The 20,281-nt window shown below is 35.2% G+C and carries 11 protein-coding genes; 2 read left to right on the top strand and 9 right to left on the bottom strand.

Features of this window, described 5'->3' with window-relative positions; translation table 11 throughout:
• Nucleotides 1-13 precede the first annotated feature (13 nt).
• Nucleotides 14-163 carry a T9SS type B sorting domain-containing protein gene (locus L1S35_RS10300; RefSeq protein WP_255700847.1) on the top strand — a complete coding sequence of 50 codons (150 nt, stop codon included), beginning with the start codon at nt 14-16 and terminating at the stop codon, nt 161-163.
• A gap of 235 nt (nt 164-398) precedes the next feature.
• Here L1S35_RS10300 and lysA read toward each other — a convergent pair whose 3' ends face one another.
• Nucleotides 399-1,637, bottom strand: a complete 1,239-nt coding sequence (gene lysA, locus L1S35_RS10305) for a diaminopimelate decarboxylase (protein WP_255700846.1) — start codon at nt 1,635-1,637, stop codon at nt 399-401.
• 329 nt (nt 1,638-1,966) lie between these two features.
• On the opposite strand from lysA, the gene L1S35_RS10310 reads away from it, so the two are divergent.
• Nucleotides 1,967-6,280 (top strand): T9SS type A sorting domain-containing protein, encoded by a 4,314-nt coding sequence (locus L1S35_RS10310; protein WP_236400351.1) that lies wholly within the window; start codon nt 1,967-1,969, stop codon nt 6,278-6,280.
• 154 nt (nt 6,281-6,434) lie between these two features.
• Here the strand turns inward: L1S35_RS10310 and L1S35_RS10315 are convergent, their stop codons facing one another.
• From L1S35_RS10315 to L1S35_RS10350, 8 genes are all read right to left on the bottom strand, one after another.
• Nucleotides 6,435-8,135: a family 16 glycosylhydrolase gene (locus L1S35_RS10315; protein ID WP_236400353.1), complete on the bottom strand. Its 1,701-nt coding sequence runs from the start codon at nt 8,133-8,135 to the stop codon at nt 6,435-6,437.
• Nucleotides 8,136-8,249: 114 nt separating this feature from the next.
• Nucleotides 8,250-9,188, bottom strand: a complete 939-nt coding sequence (locus tag L1S35_RS10320) for a glycoside hydrolase family 17 protein (protein WP_236400355.1) — start codon at nt 9,186-9,188, stop codon at nt 8,250-8,252.
• Nucleotides 9,189-9,205: 17 nt separating this feature from the next.
• Nucleotides 9,206-11,620, bottom strand: a complete 2,415-nt coding sequence (locus tag L1S35_RS10325; RefSeq protein ID WP_236400357.1) for an MFS transporter — start codon at nt 11,618-11,620, stop codon at nt 9,206-9,208.
• A 66-nt stretch (nt 11,621-11,686) separates the two neighbouring features.
• A complete protein-coding gene (locus tag L1S35_RS10330) occupies nt 11,687-12,961 on the bottom strand; it encodes a glycosyl hydrolase family 17 protein (RefSeq protein WP_236400358.1) in 1,275 nt (424 codons plus the stop codon).
• Nucleotides 12,962-12,965: 4 nt separating this feature from the next.
• The gene (locus L1S35_RS10335; protein ID WP_236400360.1) at nt 12,966-16,391 is read right to left on the bottom strand and encodes a 1,3-beta-D-glucan phosphorylase, GH149 family; all 3,426 of its coding nucleotides are present in this window, start codon (nt 16,389-16,391) and stop codon (nt 12,966-12,968) included.
• 39 nt (nt 16,392-16,430) lie between these two features.
• Nucleotides 16,431-17,936, bottom strand: a complete 1,506-nt coding sequence (locus L1S35_RS10340; protein WP_370641064.1) for a glycoside hydrolase family 30 protein — start codon at nt 17,934-17,936, stop codon at nt 16,431-16,433.
• Nucleotides 17,937-18,026: 90 nt separating this feature from the next.
• The gene (locus tag L1S35_RS10345) at nt 18,027-18,842 is read right to left on the bottom strand and encodes a glycoside hydrolase family 16 protein (RefSeq protein ID WP_236400364.1); all 816 of its coding nucleotides are present in this window, start codon (nt 18,840-18,842) and stop codon (nt 18,027-18,029) included.
• Nucleotides 18,843-18,878: 36 nt separating this feature from the next.
• Complete coding sequence (locus L1S35_RS10350) at nt 18,879-20,279, bottom strand: immunoglobulin-like domain-containing protein (RefSeq protein ID WP_236400365.1); 1,401 nt, start codon at nt 20,277-20,279, stop codon at nt 18,879-18,881.
• Nucleotides 20,280-20,281 lie beyond the last annotated feature (2 nt).

A 20,281-nucleotide genomic window follows, 5' to 3' on the forward strand; every position in this document is an offset into this window, starting at 1 on the left:
CCGTTATGGCAAACTGCTTAAACAAATCAGTCCGACAGGAGCGGGTTGGGACGGTACGTATAACGGACATCTGTTACCATCGGATGATTATTGGTTTACGGTTGACTTTGCAGAAGGCGGTGTGATGAAACAGTTTAAGTCACACTTTGTGATGAAGCGATAGTTTGAGTTATCAATTATGAGTTATAAATTATAAGTTAAAAAGCCCTGATTAAGTCAGGGCTTTTTTTATGTGATAGAAAAATCAAACGTGATAATAGCCCCGATAGCAGCGAGCTACCGTGTAGCGCGGATAGCGGGAGCAGGGTTGTGGAGAAATCTAAAACGTCTGCTCCTGAAAGAAAAATCCCGTCTCGTATCAAACAAGACAGGATTTTATTGAATATAATTGAGGTAGATTAGAGTTCAATCATAATTTGATTCTGTAGCAGGTTTTCAAAAGTATCACGTTCGCGTATCAGATGACCTTTTCCATCTTTCCATAATACTTCAGCGGGTTTGAAGCGCGAATTATAATTGGAAGCCATAGAGAAACAGTAGGCGCCGGCATTTCTGAAGCAAAGCGTGTCGCCTTCGTGGATTTCAGGAATTCTTCGGTTGCTGGCAAAGGTATCTGTTTCACAGATATAGCCCACCACAGTATAAAAGCGCTCTTTCCCTTTTGGATTGGAAATGTTTTCGATGTTGTGTTGTGACCCGTAAAACATTGGACGGATTAAATGGTTAAATCCGCTATCAATTCCGGCAAAAACTGTCGATGTTGTTTGTTTGATTACGTTTACTTTGGCTAAAAAATAGCCTGCTTCGCTTACTAGGAATTTTCCCGGTTCAAAGGCTAAAGTCAATTCACGCCCATATTCTTTTTCGAAAGCCAGGAAACGTTTGGTTAGTTTTCTTCCTAACTCTTCTATGTTGGTTTCGATATCACCTTTTTTATAAGGCACTTTAAAGCCTGAACCAAAATCAAGGAATTCTAAATTTTTAAATTGTTTCGCAGTATCAAAAAGGATTTCAGAAGCGTATAGGAATACTTCAATATCCAGTATGTCAGAACCCGTATGCATATGGATTCCGTTGATGTTCATCTTAGTATTTTCAACAATTCTTAAAACATGTGGAATCTGATAAATAGAAATTCCGAATTTGCTGTCTATATGTCCAACTGAAATATTTTCATTCCCACCAGCCATCACGTGTGGATTAATTCTGATGCAAACCGAAGTTTTAGGATATTTGGCACCAAAATGCTCTAAAACAGAAAGGTTATCAATATTGATTTGAACACCCAATTTAGCCACTTCTTCAATCTCTTCAAAAGAAACACCGTTGGGTGTAAAAATGATCTTATCGGGAGTAAAACCTGCATGAAGTCCGAGTTGCACTTCCTGAATAGAGACGGTGTCCAATCCGGAACCCAAATTCTTCAGCAGTTTTAGTATTGAAATATTAGATAAAGCTTTCATCGCATAATTGATGCGAAGCTTTTCTACTTTTGCGAAAGCATTAGTTAAGCGGTTGTACTGAACTTCAATTTTATCGGCGTCATAAACGTAAAGAGGATTTCCAAATTCATTGGATAGCGAAAGTAGTTCTGCTGGCTGCATATATAATTTTTTAACAAAGCTATAGTTCTTCAAAAAGAATTGCAATTGTTTAAATATCGAAATTCATCCTTTTTAAAAACATGGAATAGATTAAAGGATTAAATAAGAACCTTTGTGTTTCTTGGTCAGACTTGTTATTTATAATTTTTAGTGCTCTGAAAATTCTTTTAAAAACAACTAAAATCGCTTTCTAAATTCAGTAATTTTGAAAGTGTCGATCTAAATAAATAGGTTATAAGTAATTACATTGCGGTTAATTATTAACTAACTATATTCCACAGCTTATGTATTTAAATTACATTTTAAAACATTCCCCAACTCACAGTGTTTATTCGGTAAATCTTAAAAAGATTTTCTTTGCGATGGTACTACTTTTTAGTGTTGCGTCTATGCAATCGCAAGCTACGTTTACTTCCGTACAATCAGGGAATTATACTGACCCGGCAACATGGGGAACAGTTACGGCTCCTACTTCGGCTGACCATGTAGTAATCAGCACCGGAAATACAGTTACTCTTGATGCTTTGCTAACGGCACAAAATGTTACTATTAGTGGGACATTAGAAAGTACGGCTGCTTCTCCGGAGTTTACAGTTGAAGGTAATTTGACAGTTAATTTGGGAGGATTGCTTAATGGGATTTATTATTATGATGCGGGTTCATTTGGATATTACATAGGGATAAAGATTTCTGTTGCAGGTAATATTACAAATAATGGAAGAATTGATTTGTCTGAGGGTTCAAGTTATTACCCTGAAGGTGTATTGAATTTAAATGGAACAACTGTGCAAACAGTTAGCGGTTTGGGTACGTTTGGAGGTACTGTTTACAGCACTGACAATAGCAATACCGGAGCGGTAATTAATCAATTAATCGTTGATAACTCAAGCATTACATCTCCAAATATTATCTGGGGATTTAACAATATAAAAATTAGAAGTGCTTTAGTGCTAACCAATGCCAAAATAGATTTAGGCACGAACAAAATGAGTATAGGAAATTATGGAAGTGCCAACACTACTTGTTCATCTGGTAGTGGTTTTTTAAACGGAACTATTGGCAGATGGTATGGTGCATATGATACTTTTCCTCAAATAACTCCTGGTTCTGATTATAACAGCGACAAAACTTTGTTTCCTTTTATAAGTGCTGATGGTAAAAATAGAGACGCATTTATTTCGAGACCAAATGACACAACCAATTCGGCAGTTTCGGGAGAACTTTCGGTAAGTTATTTTGATGCAACGTCTGTTGCTGCAGGTTTTTCAGTTCCTGATGGTGCTTATACAGTAACCGACATCTATGAAGGTGCGTGGATTATAGAAAAAGATGCCAATTATGTATTTCCTTTAGGAAATCATGCGATAGCTTTTTCAATTGAAGATGCTTATTTGATAAAAAATGGAAATTCCAGAATTATTAAGGTTGATGAAACGACAGTTGGAACACATCAAACAGGAACAACAACTCCATTTGCACAAAGAATTGGACTATCAGATGCGGATTTAAATAATACTTTCCTTGTCGGATATAATGCAGTTTTAGATACACCTGTAACTTCGGTTCAAACGGGGAATTTTAATGATGCTTCGACATGGAGCAGTAATTCGGTGCCAACATGTGCCGATACTGTGACTATTCTTTCAGGTCATACCATAACTGTTAATTCAGTTAGTAGTGTAGCCGGAGTCAATATTAATGCCGGTGCTACTTTGATTTGTGATTCTTCAAGCTTAACAGTTGGTTGTACTAATAACAACGCTACTTTTTCTAACAAAGGAACGTTTACTATTAATGGTGGTTCTCTTATTGTCAACGGTAATATTTCACATACTAATGGAAGCACATTCAATCAAATTGCGGGTGATATTATAGTTGATGGTAATCATAATGGTGATGCTGCAACCAGCATTGATCAAACACTGTTTAAAATAGCAAACACTACATTGAACTTGACTGGCGGGAAAATAACAATTGTTGACCCACCGGTTGTTAGTGCTAATTTAGTGACTACGCATACAATTACAAGCATAGTTCCATGTACCGGTTTTTTCTGTTGGTTTTCAAGCGATATATTTTTAGATTCAACAACTGATTTGGCCATCGGTCAGGTTTTGGTTGGTACAGGTATTCCGGCTGGGACAACAATAGCTAGTATTAATTTTGATGGTTCAATTAACACAAACCCTAGTTTGCCTGCTACAGGATTAAGCGTGCCTTTAAACGTTTCATTTTATAATGTTGGTAATTCTGTTTCGGCATTTGTTTATGAATCAATTAGCAATTACGCTGTTGGTTCAGGTCACACATTGCAAATTGGAGATGGAATTTCGACAGAAAAAAGTGTAGTAACAACCAACGGTTTCAATTGTAATTTTAGAGCTGCAGACGGTACGTTATCATTGAATAACCTAATTGTTGATGCTTTAGATGCTACAGACAGATTTATTAATTTAGATAATAATAACGTCAATTTCAATCCGGTTATAATGAATGTACAAAATGATTTCACCATTGTACATGGAAAAGTAAAAGGTTCGGGAGTTGATACATATTATGGCGGAAACGTAGTTAATAACGGAGAATTATTTGTGTATAATACAACCACTTTAGGAAATTATATAGATGGTTCTTATGTGGCAACAGCAAATCCACAAACAATTTCAGGAACAGGAACGTTTAATGCTCAAACTGATTTAGCACTTAATACAGATGATAATACAGGTTCGGTAAATCAATTAAGAGTTAATAACACTAGTTTGGCTGGAGTAACATTTACGATACCTTTTAATGTAGTTAGCTCGCTAACTATGACAGATGGGATAATTCATACTTCATCTTCAAGTATTCTTAAAATAGGAGCTCCGGCAATGTCATATACCGGAAGTGTTACAGGTAATTTTGGGGCTAATTGTTATATTGATGGTCCGATGTCAAAAGATATTGGAGGCGGACAGAATGCTGCTAATATAAACAATGGTAGTGGTTTTGACGGTGCTTTCTTTTTCCCTGTAGGGAAATCAACATATTCTCCAATATGGGTTGGAGCTACAACACCTTCAGGAGGTTTTGGAAGTCCGGGTGCGAATTTTAACGTAGAAGCCTTCGAAACAAATTCAGGAACACCATCAGCCAATATTGCTCATTTAAATCAAAATAGATGGGAAGTTTCTAAAACAGCCGGTACGGTTATCGATTTTAATATTAAAGTTACTGCAGATGCTTCAGTAGACGACAGTTATATTATTGTACAAGCACCAGCTGCGGCGGGAGTTTATGATAATGATTTTGGAATAACAGCAACATTTGCTACAGGTACACCAAATACATTAACTTCAACAAGTGACCCATTACCATTTTCTAATTTTAATGGTTTCTTTTCTACAGCAAGACAAGCAGAATGTTCTGTTGTGACTCCGGGTAATACTGTGGCTTCTGAAACGGCTATTTGCGGAGGGAAATCGGTAAAGTTAAGTTTGCAAAATGTAATTGTCGGAGAAGGTATTAGCTACCAATGGCAAAGTTCAACAGATGGAGTTAGCTATACTGATATCAGTGGAGAAACGGCTACAACTTGTTCCGTTACTCCGGTAGAAAACACTTACTATCTATGTAATGTAACCTGTTCTTTTAGTTCATCAACAGTGGCTTCATCCCCAATTCAGATTACTTTAAATAACACTATAATTACTACTACACCGGCAACTATTTGTCAACCAACAGATACAGCCATTTTATCAGCAACTTCATCAGTTGGAGATGTTAAATGGTATCAAACACAAGTTGGTGGAGCTTCTATCGGAACCGGAAATTCATTTACAACTCCGGTAATTACAACAACAACAACATTCTATGCCGGAACAGAAACAACAACAGCTGGTACAGCAGGTTTAGTTTACACTAATGATGGATATGGAACAGGCGGAACTAATAAAGGTTTGGCATTTAATTTATCCAATTCGATTATCTTAAATTCGGTTAAAGTTTACCCACAACAAAGTCCAAGTGGAACTGGTCCGGCACCAATTACAATAAAAGTATTGCAAAATGGTGTTCAGGTACCGGGAACTGCGGATGTTATTTTTACACCAGATGTGGCATCAGGTTGGTCACCAACTACAACTGCTCAAACGGTTACTCTAAATTATTCATTACCTGCAGGAGACAATTATTCTCTTGAAGCAACGGATGGTATATCATACGACAATGCGTTAGCTTATGTGAGTCCGTTTCCAAGTCCGTTCCCGGTTACTACTGGAGCAGTTTCTATAATCGGAGGTATTGATGGTGGATTTGTAAGCGATTACAGCTACTACTTTTTCTTTGATTGGGATATTACCGAAGTTTGCTCTTCTGCTAGAGTAGCGGTAACAGCAACAGTACAAACTGCTGAAGATTGTGGTTTGGGAGTTAATCCAATTACGGATTTGTTGACAAAAGTGGTTGCTTATCCAAATCCGTATTCAAATACATTTAAATTAGCTATACAAACCAATAATACTGCTGATGTTGATGTTAAAGTTTATGATATGCTTGGAAGATTGATAGAGCGCAAAGTGACTAGTTTTGATAGAGCATCACAAATTGAAATGGGTTCAGGTTATCCTTCAGGAATATACAATGTAGTTGTAACTCAAGAAAATGAAACCAAAACACTTCATGTGATTAAAAAATAAACGCCAACTAGCCAATTTTTATAGTGAAAAGACCGATTAGGAAACTAATCGGTCTTTTTTTATTTATTTCGTCGTGATGTTTTAGTAACTTTTACCAAATATAATCGAAGTAGGGGCAATAGATTAAAATTTTAAAAGAGCTTGTCAATTAAGTTTATTTTACAATTAATTTCTTAACGCTTTTTTGAGAGCCCGAATAAACAGTCAATAAATAGATTCCTTTGGACAGGTTTTTAATAGGTATCTCATTAGTATTTTTGTTTGTAGCTAAAACTAATGCACCCAGCATATTGTATATTTCTACTTTATCAATAGTGATTTTTGAATTGATGTAAACATATTCGTCAGCGGGGTTTTGAAAAGTAAATTCTTCCAAATCAGACGGACTTATCGTACCTAATGAACAATTATTTCCAACGACATAAGAAATATATCTGGTAACTGACTGTCCTCCTGAATAAGCAAATTTACAGGCATAATTAATGGTTGAGCCAATAGTTTGCCCGGTTATGGTTTTAGTAAAGATATTTCCGGAAACATTGGTCATTTGAGTTTCAGTGAAAGGGCTTTGCTTCCAAAGAAAAGCAACTACACCAACTCTGCCAGTATCCAATAATTCAAAATTGATTTTAACATCTGTACCTATAGTTTCAAATGTATAATTATAACCCGTAGTGAACGATGTAGATATTTGTGCTTGATTATCAGTACCAGAACAGCCTAATACGCTTGTAGTTGTGGCATTTACAAGTATAGGATTATTGGTATATGCATTTCCGGCCAAATCGGTTGCTGATACTGTAAAAGTATAGTTGGTATTGGGTAGCAAATTAGGAATGATAACCGATTTTTGTACTCCGGAAGGATTGGCAAAAGAAATAGTATTTGACCCATAAGTTATAGTATAGACTACCGTTCCAGAATTGTCGTTTGAATTCAATAATAATTCTACTGATGAACTGGTTACGACACCTAGAGTCGCCGTCAAATTAGTTGGGTTTTCTGTATCTGCCAAAGTATTTTGATACACTCGAACATAATCAACTGCCATTGAAGTTTGATTGAAAGCTGTTGGGATTGTTCCTGCAATTCCTCCCATGGCAATATTTAACAGAAGATATTGTTCAGCATTAAACGGCCAATTGCTTGGCGTTTTAACAGTAGGGTTGTAGGTGTAATAAAGAACACCATCAAGAAGAAATGATATTTGGAAAGGCGACCAATTCATTGAATAAACATGATAATCGTTTCCTAGATTGTTGGCAATGATTCCACCAATATTTGTTGTATTCCCAAAAGAAGAAGGTGTGTGAAGTGCGCTCTGTACGTAATTTGTAGGTTGTGATGGCGTTATGCCATGTTCCATGATATCAATCTCTCCACAAGCAGGCCAATTTGTAGTTCCGAAAGCAGCATCAAAATAGGCACCATCTTCATTTACATTCTTACCTAACATCCATATTGCCGGCCATGTTCCTTGGTCCAAAGGTATTCTTGCTCTTACATCTACACGACCATATAAAAAGGAAAATTTAGAATTCAATCGGGCAGAAGTAAATTGTTTTGTTATTCCTTGATTTGTATAATTTTCTCTTTTTGCTACAATATTTAATAAGCCTGCATTTACAAAAGAATTATTGATTCTATTAGTATAATGTTGTACTTCGCCGTTAAACCAACTTCCTCCTGCGGGTAATTGCGTTTGATGAAACCATTTGGTTGTATTTACGGTTCCATTTGTGTCAAACTCATCTGACCAAACCAAATTATTATAAACGACGTCAACTTGTGAAAAGGTGAATTGTGTGATTAGAAAAAAGAAAATTAAAGTCAGAAACGATGTAGTTTTTTTCATAGTAATTACTTTAAATGATTTTTTTTGAATTTGAAAAAGCTACACTTTTATATCAGTATTTTTAACTTATATAACTTTCATAACAAATTATTTGAATGCTTGAATATTTATGATTTACTCATCAATGAATTTTAATTTTTCGTCCTTATCCCATAATCCCCAATAAGCGCCAACATCACCTTCGGCACCAACTTTCCATGATTCATCAAATGAGGAAAAATAGAACATATCAATATTGTCATTAGCTGACCAGAGTTGAGCATTAATAAAATATTTCATGGCATTTTCTTTAGATGAAAAAGCGCCTCTTAGGCTACCACCTTCGCTTGGCCAACCAGTTTCTGTAATAATTACTTTTTTGCCATTGGCGGCATGGGCTGCCTGACCAAACATGGCTTGCATGTGCGCCAAGGAATTGTCAATATCGCAGCCTTCCCAATAAGGATAACAATTAGACAGGATTACATCACACGCTTCAGTGATTCTAGGTCGATGGGAGAACTCATAATAGGCATCTACATAACCAACCGGAATTCCCGGCAAGGCTTCTTTTACCTGATTAATATAATCTAATAATTCATCTTCTGTTAAATCACCACGGTACATTACCTCGTTACCAACAGCAGCTATGTCTACACATCCTTCTTTTGCTAAGGCAATAAGACCTTCAATTTCTGCATCATTCATTGTCTTATCATTACCTAACCATGCACCAACTAAGGTTTTAAGCCCATTTTGATGTGCGATTCGAGGAATATGTTCATTCCCTTCCACACAAGAAAAAGAACGAATCCATTTGGTATATGGCTTTATGATTTGAATCCTTCTGTTTACTTGTTCTTCAGAAATAATATCACCTGGTTTTTGTCCATCTTCATACATACTAAAACACAGTCCATGCATCCCTTTTTCAAGCGTTTTTAGCCATAATTTTTCTAGTTTTTCTGTTGATGTAGCACTAAAATCAACACCATCATAATGGTTATAGTTCCCACTATATTGAGTATAATTTGTCTCATTTATGGAAGATTGATGGTCTTTTCTATATGACATATTGCGTTAAATTAAAATTAATAAGTCTCGTCTACTTTTTGTGCTTTGTAATGAGATTTTTTATGTTTAAAATCTCCTTTATCATCCCATAATCCCCATGAAGTTCCTGCTTTTCCTTCGGATTGCATTTTCCAGAATTCATCAAAAGAGGAAAAATAAAATAAATCAATATTCTCTTTTTGAGCCCACAATTGTGTTTTGATATAATACTTCATCACATTTTCATTTGAAGCTACTGCTTCTCCAACAGCTTCTCCGCCACTTGGCCAACCTGATTCTGCTATAATCACTTTTTTTCCATGAGCCGCTTCAAGTGTTTTTCGGTATATTTCCTGAAGATAGAATCCGGCAATTCTTATGTCAGCACCTTCCCAAAATGGGTAGCAATTGGCGAGTATAACATCACAAGCAGCTGTTAATTTAGGTCTGTTTATAAATTCAAAATAAGCGTCTACATAACCAACAGGCGTATTTTTGGTTACTTTTTTGACTTGTTCGATATAATTAATAATTGCTTGTTCGTTTAATTCTTCTCTGTATAATACTTCATTTCCAACGGCAGCAATATCAACAAAATCATTTTGTATTAGCTCAACAAGATTTTTGATTTCTATTTCATTCTCTTTGATATCATTACTTATCCAAGCACCTACAATAGTTTTTAGTCCAAGTTCTTTAGCAATTTTAGGTATTTTTTCATGCCCATGTGTACAAGAGAAAACACGTATCCATTTTGTATGTGGTTTAAGTATTTCCAGTCGTTTTCTGATTTGCTCTTCTGAAATAGCGTCTCCCGGCTTTTGTTTATTTGCATAGGCACTAAAACAAATACCATGCATTCCATTTTGAAATGCAGTAGTAAACTCTGCCTCAATATCTTCTGTTGTTAAATCAGAAAAATCAACTTTAGTTGTGAAAAAATCAGGATATTTTTCATTTAATTCTTTCTCGGATAAAACATCGATGTTAATTTCTGAAAGCAACTTCAATTTAGCGTAACCAGAAGGTTTAATTGCTTTTCTTTTTTCTAATTCTTTTGATATTTCTCTGGCTTTTTCTTCAGTCAAGTCATAATTTCTCATAACCCACATAGCTACTAATGTTCCTAAAATTGGAATTCCTGAGAAAAAAAGTCTTAATCCGGTAACGGCACCTTCTGTTTGCGTTGCTGCCCCGGGATGGAAATCTACAAAAGACATAATCATACCCGTTAACAGACCCGCAATGGCAAAACCAAATTTTACCATCCACCAATAAATAGCTCCAAAAATTCCTTCTCTTCGTTTACCTGAAATCAACTCATCCATATCGCAGACATCGGCTGTCATTGACATCATCAAAGTAAATAAACTTCCGATACCAAAGGAAAAGAAGGGTAAGGCAAATATAAACATGTAAGGTTTTCCCGGAATGAAAAGAAACCAAAGCAAAATATATCCAAAAATTGATATTCCTTGACAAACTAAAAATGCTTTCTTTTTTTCCATTTTTTTAGACATCCAGGAAACAATAGGAATCACGACAAAAGTGGTGGATAACGCCCCTAAACATCCAAAAAGTGTTGGCCAAATACCGGCATCTGATGAGCTTCCATTAAATAAATGGTAAACAACTATAAAAAAAGTAAAGCCGGCAACAGTGTTGAAAGCATTAAAAATAAAGAAAGTGGCAATACAAAGCTTTCTGAAAGGGCTGTTTTTAAAAGCTTCTACAAAACTTAAAAAAATCTCTTTTAAACTTCCTCCCATTGTTTTAAAAGTTAGGGGAGAAAAACTCTCTTCATCTTTAGTTGACTTGCTCTTAATGAAAATAGCTGGAATCATTGCCAATATCATACACGAAATTCCAACCCAAACAGCCAAAGTTCTTGTTGCTGTATCTGCATTTGGAAACCAACTTGGATCATACATAACAACCCAAAACCAAGGTGCTATTACCCAAGCCCATTGCCCAATCCATTGTGATATGGCCATGATACTGGTTCTTTCGTGAAAATCATCACTCATCTCATAACCCATTGCCACAAAAGGAACACTAAAAATGGAAAGTCCTAAATAAAATACAATAGACCATATTAAAAAATAATAGAAATTATAATCTATTCCGCTTTCTCTGTACAATTGCCACATTGCAACAAAAGAGATTCCCATAATAATGGCTCCTACAAAAACATATTGTCTTCTTCTTCCCCATTTAGATCGGGTGTTGTCTGAAATGAAACCCATAATTGGGTCAATAAAAGCATCTAATATTCTGGGTAGAAAAAAAGTAATACCCCACATCCATGTTGGCATACCTAAATTTTCGACCAACACGACCATAAAAATGCCCAAGGCAGCAGGAAACATTTGGTTTGCTAACATTCCCAACCCAAAAGCAACTTTCTGTCCGAAGGGTACTTTATTTTGATTAACATTTGTATTTGAACCCATAATTTCTTTTTTTAGATGATATTATTTAATAACCAATTTTTTGAATCGCTTAGTTACCGATTTATCTTAATGCATTGCTTTTGGAACCAATACATCCTTTATCAACGCTTCTTCATTTCCGTTGTATGTTTTAGTTATTTTATTTCCATTTCTGGTTAGTCCCTTGAATATGCCTTTATCAACCAAGTTCCACAGCGCATATTTTGCTTGTCCGTTTAAGGTAAATAAACCAAAATGATTTTCAGAACCCGATGGATTCTTGGCATCTTTCCATTGTTCATCAAAAGCTTCAAAGTAAAAACAAGACATGCCGACATTATTGGTCCAGTCTCTCATATGGTTATAATAAACGGCCTCTTTATATTCATCTGTAGCTCTAGAACCTTCGTTACCATAGTGTTCATTTGATAAACTCGCCCAACCGGTTTCCCCAATATGAATGGGTTTGTTTACCCCTAAGCTTTTCATGTACTTAGAAACCGCTTCATATTGTGAGATGGCGTATTCTTTGGCGCGAAGCATAGCAGCATTTATCTTTTCTATGTCGGTCAAATGGTTTTCCTTTTCGAGAACTCCCCAAAATGCCGGATTGTAATGAGTGTCATGCATAGGGTAGGTGTGCATGGAGATATAATCTACGGCTTTTATTAATTTTTCTAAATCGGGAACGTGATATTGACTTTCACCTCCACCCCAAGAAGCGAAATTATCGGAACTGGTAATCCATAAGTCAGATGGTAGTTTTCCGGATTTTTTTAACTCTTGTAAATGATTGACCCATTTTAGAATCACACCTGGTTGCACAAAATAACTGGTTGCCCATTTTACCATTGCTTCATTTCCAACGGCTATAATCTTTACAATTTCAGGGTATTCATTTGCTAATTCGACTGCTCTGGCAATTTCTGTGGCATTGGCTTGGCTTTCAATATCATGATTTGGTGCTAGATTTGTCCATGCATTTTGACAATCTATCCAAGCGCCTAACATTACATACATTTCAAAGTTTTTATCTTCATTTTTGAGCTGACGAATCACTTCAAGAAGATTAGCTGCTTCTTTTAAATGAACATTATATGTCCTCAATACCTTAATACCCATAGCCGATAGAATTTTCATGTCCTCTTTGAGTTCAGGCATTGTAGGCTCTATATCTCTTGAGGTCTGTCTGAAACCTCCATAAGATATTGCTAAATATTTTGAGTTGCCCAATATATCGGCAGCAGTAAGATTTTTATTTGGCATTGGTTTACTTTCTTTTTTTTGAGCTTTCATGCTTCCACATCCAAACAGTACCAATAGCATTGGAACCAGTAAAAATATATTTTGGATGTTTTTCATTTGGTTATTTTATTATTGAAACTATGATTTGACTAATAGTGTTTTTCCTTCCAAAAACCAGTTTTGAAGTAGTTTCATCTAAGCTCAAATTTTCAAAAAAGCTTGATTGATTATTGTTGTAAACAACTTCTAAACTTTTATTATCTGCTAGTTTATATACGATTGGAATTTGGCAATACGTAAAACACAATGAATTTGGCTCTAACTGAATTTGGGCTTCTTTATTTTCTTTTGTGATATAATTAAATGTTTTGGGAGATTGCAAAAACTCGTTTTTTCTCAACAATCGAGGATTAAAAATGATTTTCCCGTCTTTAACAAAGACACCAACTTCACCTATTCGACTTAATATATCTTCTTTAACCTGACCTGTCATTCCGGGTTGTTGCGCTCCTTTTCCTGCTGGAGTATGAGAATACGGATCGGTTGGGAAAGCACCGTATAATTCAGGCGATTTGTGCACGCCAATTCCGGCATTTATTTCATAATAGTGGTCTAAAAGTTTTCCAATGGTTACGTCATCTTCTTTTGTATTTATGGCTAGTAGACAATTTTCCTGAACGGCCAGCAACAATTTAGAAACCATGTGCCAATAAATAGAACCTAAACCTTCATAACCGTAGAATGTTCCTGAACGCCCTGTAAATGCTTTATGATTAAAAACTTCCTCATACATATCTAATAATAAGGCAGTATCTTTTTCAATTAATGTTTTGTATTTTACTTGATTTAAATTTGACAAGGCTCTTTTTAAAACATTGGCATTATTAAAATTTCCATTAAAATGATAGTTACCTAAAACATCTTTTTCTACGATTTGAGTATTTCCGTCTTTAATTAATTGGATAACCAATTCTGATTTTTTAACTTTTTCAGATGATATATTGTTTTTTTTATCAAATCGAGGTAACTCTTTGTTAGGGTATAAAATATAACTGTATTGATCTTCTCTGAATAAAGCGCTGCTTTTTAATCCGTCGAGTACTTTTAATGCTTCTTTTGGTGATAACATTCCGGAACTTAACACAGCAACTTGTCCTTCTAACATTTCCGGAAGATAGGAGATAGCTATTTCTTTTTCATTTTTAACAGTCATTAGGTTGTAGGCATGATACATGGCATCATCTCTTTTATTTGCTGTTATGGTGTGCGCTAAAAATTCTTTAAGGACTTCAAAAAACGCTAAAAGGTCGTTTTTAGAGATGGCTTTTTTAGCACCTTTAAATCCGTCTTTGTAAATAGATAATCGGTATATACTTCCAGCATTTCCTAGTCCATCAAGTACTGTTTTTCTATCCTTATCGGATATTTTATCAGACAGTAAATGTTTGTTATTAACAAGAGTTGTAACAACAGCATTGAAAAAATTAGCCAATTCTTCTGACAAATCAATTTTGTCAACAGTAGATTTTGCAATCATTTTTTCATAAAAAAGTATAAATCGGTTCAGGTAACACAGAGTCACCATCGAAACACCATTTCCAACTAAAGCGTTGTTGGCGTCATTCCATTCCGGACGCTGGGTGTTCATCCAAATACCACCTTCGGGAATAAAGTTGGCTACTTTTGCTAAAAGAGTGGCTAATAATTTTTCAGTTAGGTTTACTTTATAAATAGTGGAATTACCATCCATTATAAGTGTCCCATCAGAGCCCATTTCGCTTCTCAATTGCCTAATTTTTCCATCTAATTTGTAATCAAAATCGATAGTGTCTTTTGGATTTAAGAGTGTATCCTGATAGCTTTTTATTTTGTAAGGCACATTGGCATAAACAAAAATATTTTGTGTAAATCGTTTTTCTAAAAGGTTCGGATAGTGATTTTCTATAAATTCTAAAAACTTGAGTAAATAAATAATTTGGTGATCGCCCCAATAACCAATGTAAGACCACGGATCGTGTTCTTCGATAGCTTCCCAATCAAAACCATCTTTGGTAACACGGTATGGATTGTATCCATCAAAGGTTGTAGCGTTCAGAAATTTATGAATCATACTTTCTATAAACTCCGGAAAAGAATGTGCCAATGCTTCCCAATTCTGGAAAATATCTCTCCAGTTTCCTTCATAATCAAGTATTTTAGAACCATCTATTTCGCTTCGGGTATTAATCGAAAATTTATTCCAAGGTCGGCTTGGGTCACCATGACGGCGACTGAATTTAAGTGGAAGGTATTCAAAACAAAGACGTTTAAAATTGCTGTCTTCAATAGTATCCGCAGTATTTTTTAACTCTTCTAAAGTAAAATTGTAGGGCAGAGCGGAAAGTATGTTTTGATTAGTGTTGAAAACATTTTTGTTGGCTTTCTCTAAATATGTTATAAAATCTTGTTTTTCAATAGTATATCCATCGTCAAATATACCGCCTCGCATGATGTTAAAGAGTGTATTTGAAAAATGTCTGGTATTAGTTAGTTCATCCTGAGTTATTTGCAACCCATCAGATGCTGCGGTTAATGCGATTAGTTTTTTGGTGCCTAATTCTACATCTTGCTGAATAACATCTGCCAAATCTTTTTCGGTAGTGATAAAAATAAACTCTGCTAAGGCTGTTACTTTGGAAATGGTCTGATTTACATCGGCTACAAAAAACCAATTTTTTTCTGATTTTGCTTCTAATGTAATAGTAGAACTAACAAAATAAGCACCTCTTTCCGCTTTGATATCTACTTCTTTTTTTACGCGATTTCCTTTTCTAAAATTATCAAGTTGTAGAGATGAGATTAAATGCGTTGGAGATTCTAATCCGAATGACCAGACAATATTGGTTTTTAAGCATTCACTTGGTTCTGCTTTATCAACAATGATGGCACTTAATGAGTAAATTCCCATTCCCGAATTAGTTAATAATTCACTCTTTTTATACGCATCGACAAGATTACTTTTACTGCTTTGTAAATCTTCGTTTACACCATTTGGCAAAATGTTTTGCATCCCGTCGAGCAGTGTAATGTCAAGATCATTTTGAGAGTTATTTATTAAGGTTGCCTTTTTTATAAACCCAAATTTATCACTGGAATTCCATTGATATCGGTAGGTTAAATTTAAATCCTCATTAATTTCTTCAAAAATTATTTTATTGCCATAATTGTTTTTATACAGATTTTGGGTCGTTTTGTAAACACCCATTTGTCTGATTGAGAAAGGTTCCCAGATTAGAGTTTTTGAATCTGAATGAATTTGAAAAATGCTCTTGCTGCCTGTAACTTCAGCATTTTCAGTTAGTTTATCGTCTGTGTAATAAGGGAACAATGCATTGTTACTGTCTTTTCTACCGGCTGTTAAACCACCGTTACTGGAAATAAACATCCAATGATTGGAATCGCTAACGATGCTCATAAAAAAAGGTCGCATCACATCACTGTTTGCGATTTTATAGAACTTTTCGTTTTCGAGAGTTACCCATTCCACTTTACTATTCTTTACTTCCATTGAAACCTGTTTACTTAAATTATTTAATGAATTTATTTTCTATTTGTTACTTATTAAAATAGTTTGAATTGAATGAGGTAGCGCTTTTAAATAAGCTGAATTTGATTGAAGAGTCAGGCTGTAATCCAGATTTTTATCACTTGAATTCATGACAACAATGGCCAGGCTTCCATCTGTATTTTTAAAAGCTGTTGTCAATAAGGCATTGCTACTGGAAACACTGGCAATTTTTTTGGCTCCGGGACGAATAAATTTTGAAAAATGTCCTATGTAATAATACGAGTTGGTAAACGTAATTTCATCGGTTTTGGTATTGCCATGAACAGGTGAAAAACAAAGATTTGCCACGTGATTTGGGCCGCCGGTTTCATCAAGAAGGATATTCCAGTCTGTCCAAGCCACGACACCATTATTAAAATCGTTTATCATTGATTTTCCGTAGCGCTCGGCTAATTTTGGATCTTCATTTTTTATTCTTTCCAGATTATAACTTTCATTACAACCTTCAGTAAAAATTAAATTTTTATCGGGGTAAGTTTCTTTAACATACTTAACAGCCTCATACATTGGCACACCGTCTTTCCAATCTTCATACCAATGAAAGCCAACACCCCAGGCATATTTTGCTGCTTCAGGATCGTTTAAAATCACATTGGCCCGCTGAAATAATAAGTCTCTGTTATGATCCCAAACAATATTTTTTATACGGCCCAAACCTTCTTTTTGCAATGTTGGTCCCAAATAGTTTTTTAAAAAGTCGCGCTCTTCTTCAGCAGTATAAATACAAGATTCCCATCGTTGTACTGCTAATGGTTCATTTTGGATGGTTAAACCCCAAACAGGAATGCCTTCGGCTTCATAGGATTTGATAAATTTCACATAATAATTTGCCCAGGATTGATAAAATTCAGGAAGCAACTTTCCTCCATTGAGCATATTCTTGTTTGATTTCATAAAGGCGGGTGGACTCCACGGACTGGCGTACAACGTTAGTTTTCCTCCGGCTGCTTCAATAGCTTTTTTAATGAACGGGATGCGGTATTTTTTATCGTGTTCGATAGAAAAGGTAGTAAGTGCGTTATCACCTTCATCAATATAGGTGTAACTTGATGTTGAAAAATCACAGCTATGTATAGAAGTCCTGGCTAATGAATATCCTATTCCTTTTTCTTGATTATAGTATGCTTCTAAAAATATTTTTTGATTTTTTTTTGATAGTTTATGGAACGTTTCAGCTGCGGCATCGGTTAATGCTCCTCCAATACCTAAAAAGGTTTGAAATTCCTTACCTGAATCAACAATTATAGAAGCATCCGTTTCAAGAGGTTGTTTGAGCTCGTAAAACTTTAATGAATCGGTAACGGTTAATTTTAAATTAGAATGATGTGCGGTTGTATAAACAGCTGTTTTTATTGATTTCAAGTTTAAGACTTTACTAACATTGTACTCTTGTTTGGTATGACAGTTCCCTTTTATTGGCTTGCAACAAATGAACAATAACAACCCAATGAACTGAATTGTTTTTAAATTAAAATATTGGTTCATTAATTGCATGTTGTGCTATAATCTTTAGGATATTTTAAAAATAAGGTTAATCATATACATATGATTAACCTTATTTCTTGACTCTAATTGTTATTGATAAACTCTTACGTAATCAACATACATGGTTTGAGGAAAACTTGTTTCGCCATTAGGAGAGCCTACATAATCTCCTCCCACAGCAAGATTAAGGATGATATAAAAAGGTTTGTCAAATACCCACTCGCCAGTAACTTTATCAGGAGTAATTTGATTGTATAAAACATCATCTACATAGTAGTTTATGTAATTTTTTCCCCACTCAATACCAAAAATGTGAAAATCAGTATCAAAACGGTCGTTTATCAAATCATAACTTTTTGAAATTGAAGTTGCACCTGAATACCCTGGGCCATGAACTGCACCACCAATTTTAGTTGGCTGTTGTCCTCTGTACTCCATGATGTCAATTTCACCACATTGAGGCCAACCAACCGTATCGGAGTCGGCACCTAGTAGCCAAAATGCTGGCCAAAGACCTTGTCCCCATGGCATTTTAATTCTGGCTTCAAATCGACCATATTTTTGTTCAAATCGACCTTTAGATAATATTCTGGCAGAAGTATATGGTGAACCTAAATACAATTCGCTCTTGGCGGTTATTTGAAGCATCCCGTCCAATACTTTAATATTTTCAGGTCTATCAGTATAGTATTCTAATTCGTTGTTGCCCCATCCATTATTTCCAGTTCCGATGTTATATCCCCAAATAGTACTATTCGGTGCTCCGTTGACATCAAACTCATCCTGCATAACGAGCTTAGTCATGGTAATAACAGTTTGTTTTTCATCAGTAGAGCAACTAAGTAACATAAGTAATGCTGCCAGAGTGAAAACACTTTTCTTTATTATACTATTTCTTTTAATCATTTTTAATTATTTAAATTAGGTGTAAATATTTGATTGTTAATTGTTAAGATAGATGTTGTCTACATAGATTACAGAATTATCTCCACCCTCTAAAATTAATTGCGCAAGATGTGATCTGCTGGTTAAACCTGGCATTGCTGAGAAAGGAATGTTGATAGGTATCCAACTTTGTGAAACCAATGTTGGAGCAGTAAATGTTGTAGAGTGTCTTGTATCATCGCCTCCACCAAAAGCTCCATTTGCTCCAAAATCTACTAAAATGACTCTAAGCTGTCTTCCCGGAGCAATAGGACCCGGAATAAAAACATCTAAATGAACATTAGTCATTGCGGTTGCATTGATTGTTGGACTGCTAAATTCGATACCTACAAAATTAAAAATGGTATAGTTTAAAATATTATCCCCAAGAACCGAAAAATCATTTGAAACAGTTGTTTGCCATGGTTGCCAATAACCATTATAATAATTTACCGGGACATTTGTATAAGCATCTGAAAAAATTGAAATTACGTTTGCCGGATTTAATGTTGGTGTTGGTGCGTGAACAAAAGTACCTACACAATTAATTGTTAAACTACCAGTGGTTGGTAAGCCGTTAAATGTTGCTGTGATTACAGCAGTACCAGCGCTCAGCGAAGTCACTTCACCTAAAGCATCTACAGTTGCAACGCTTGGATTTGAAGATGTAAATTGCAAATAAGCAGGGCTAATAGATACTGATTGATTTATTCCATTTGATAAATTAAATGTTGCAATTACTCCATCAACTTTAGATTTAACACCTACAAAAGTTGTTTCAGATTTATCGATACCATTTAAAATCGATGCTTGTCCATGAGCGATTGTGCCTAATTTTTCATACTTTACTTCATCAATCCAAAAGGTATATCCTTGTCCGTTTTCCGGTCCTTCGGCATACCAAAACATCCCTTTTTCACTTTTTAATTTTGAAGCATCCGGAATCGGAATAACATATTTTTTCCAATACGTAGCCAAAGGAACATTTGACATCGTAACCACGTATTTATTTTCATTAAAATCATTTCCGAAACCAAGCTCATTGATAGTAGCTGATTGAGAACCTTTTGCCCAAAAAGTTAGTGCATCATAGCCGGACAAATCTCGTCCACCGCCATCTATAAATACACCACCTACATATGCGCCTTCAGGATCTCCAACATTTGGAACATCAAAACGCATAGAAGCCGTACCTTTATATTTAACCTCTGTATCAACATTAAAACCGGTAAGTAATGTATTGCCAAAGGCACCATAGTCTAGACCGGCACTGAATGCATCTATGAATACCTCTGCAGTTTTTGGATATGTTGCTAACACCGAATCATCAGAAGGTTCTCTGTCACAACCTACAACCAAGCTGAAAATCAACCCTATAAGAAGTGTGATTTTTGAATAAATAAATTTTCTTGTTTTCATAT

Origin of the sequence: Flavobacterium anseongense (assembly GCF_021608185.1) — a bacterium.
In the GTDB taxonomy this organism is placed as follows: Bacteria; Bacteroidota; Bacteroidia; order Flavobacteriales; family Flavobacteriaceae; genus Flavobacterium; species Flavobacterium anseongense.

Excerpts from the sequence above, each read along its gene's own strand:
- L1S35_RS10320 (WP_236400355.1), bottom strand. The coding sequence starts at position 9,188 with ATGTCATATAGAAAAGACCATCAATCTTCCATAAATGAGACAAATTAT.
- L1S35_RS10310 (WP_236400351.1), top strand. The coding sequence starts at position 1,967 with ATGGTACTACTTTTTAGTGTTGCGTCTATGCAATCGCAAGCTACGTTT.
- L1S35_RS10340 (WP_370641064.1), bottom strand. The coding sequence starts at position 17,936 with ATGAACCAATATTTTAATTTAAAAACAATTCAGTTCATTGGGTTGTTA.
- L1S35_RS10315 (WP_236400353.1), bottom strand. The coding sequence starts at position 8,135 with ATGAAAAAAACTACATCGTTTCTGACTTTAATTTTCTTTTTTCTAATC.
- L1S35_RS10345 (WP_236400364.1), bottom strand. The coding sequence starts at position 18,842 with ATGATTAAAAGAAATAGTATAATAAAGAAAAGTGTTTTCACTCTGGCA.
- L1S35_RS10350 (WP_236400365.1), bottom strand. The coding sequence starts at position 20,279 with ATGAAAACAAGAAAATTTATTTATTCAAAAATCACACTTCTTATAGGG.
- L1S35_RS10325 (WP_236400357.1), bottom strand. The coding sequence starts at position 11,620 with ATGGGTTCAAATACAAATGTTAATCAAAATAAAGTACCCTTCGGACAG.
- L1S35_RS10330 (WP_236400358.1), bottom strand. The coding sequence starts at position 12,961 with ATGAAAAACATCCAAAATATATTTTTACTGGTTCCAATGCTATTGGTA.
- L1S35_RS10335 (WP_236400360.1), bottom strand. The coding sequence starts at position 16,391 with ATGGAAGTAAAGAATAGTAAAGTGGAATGGGTAACTCTCGAAAACGAA.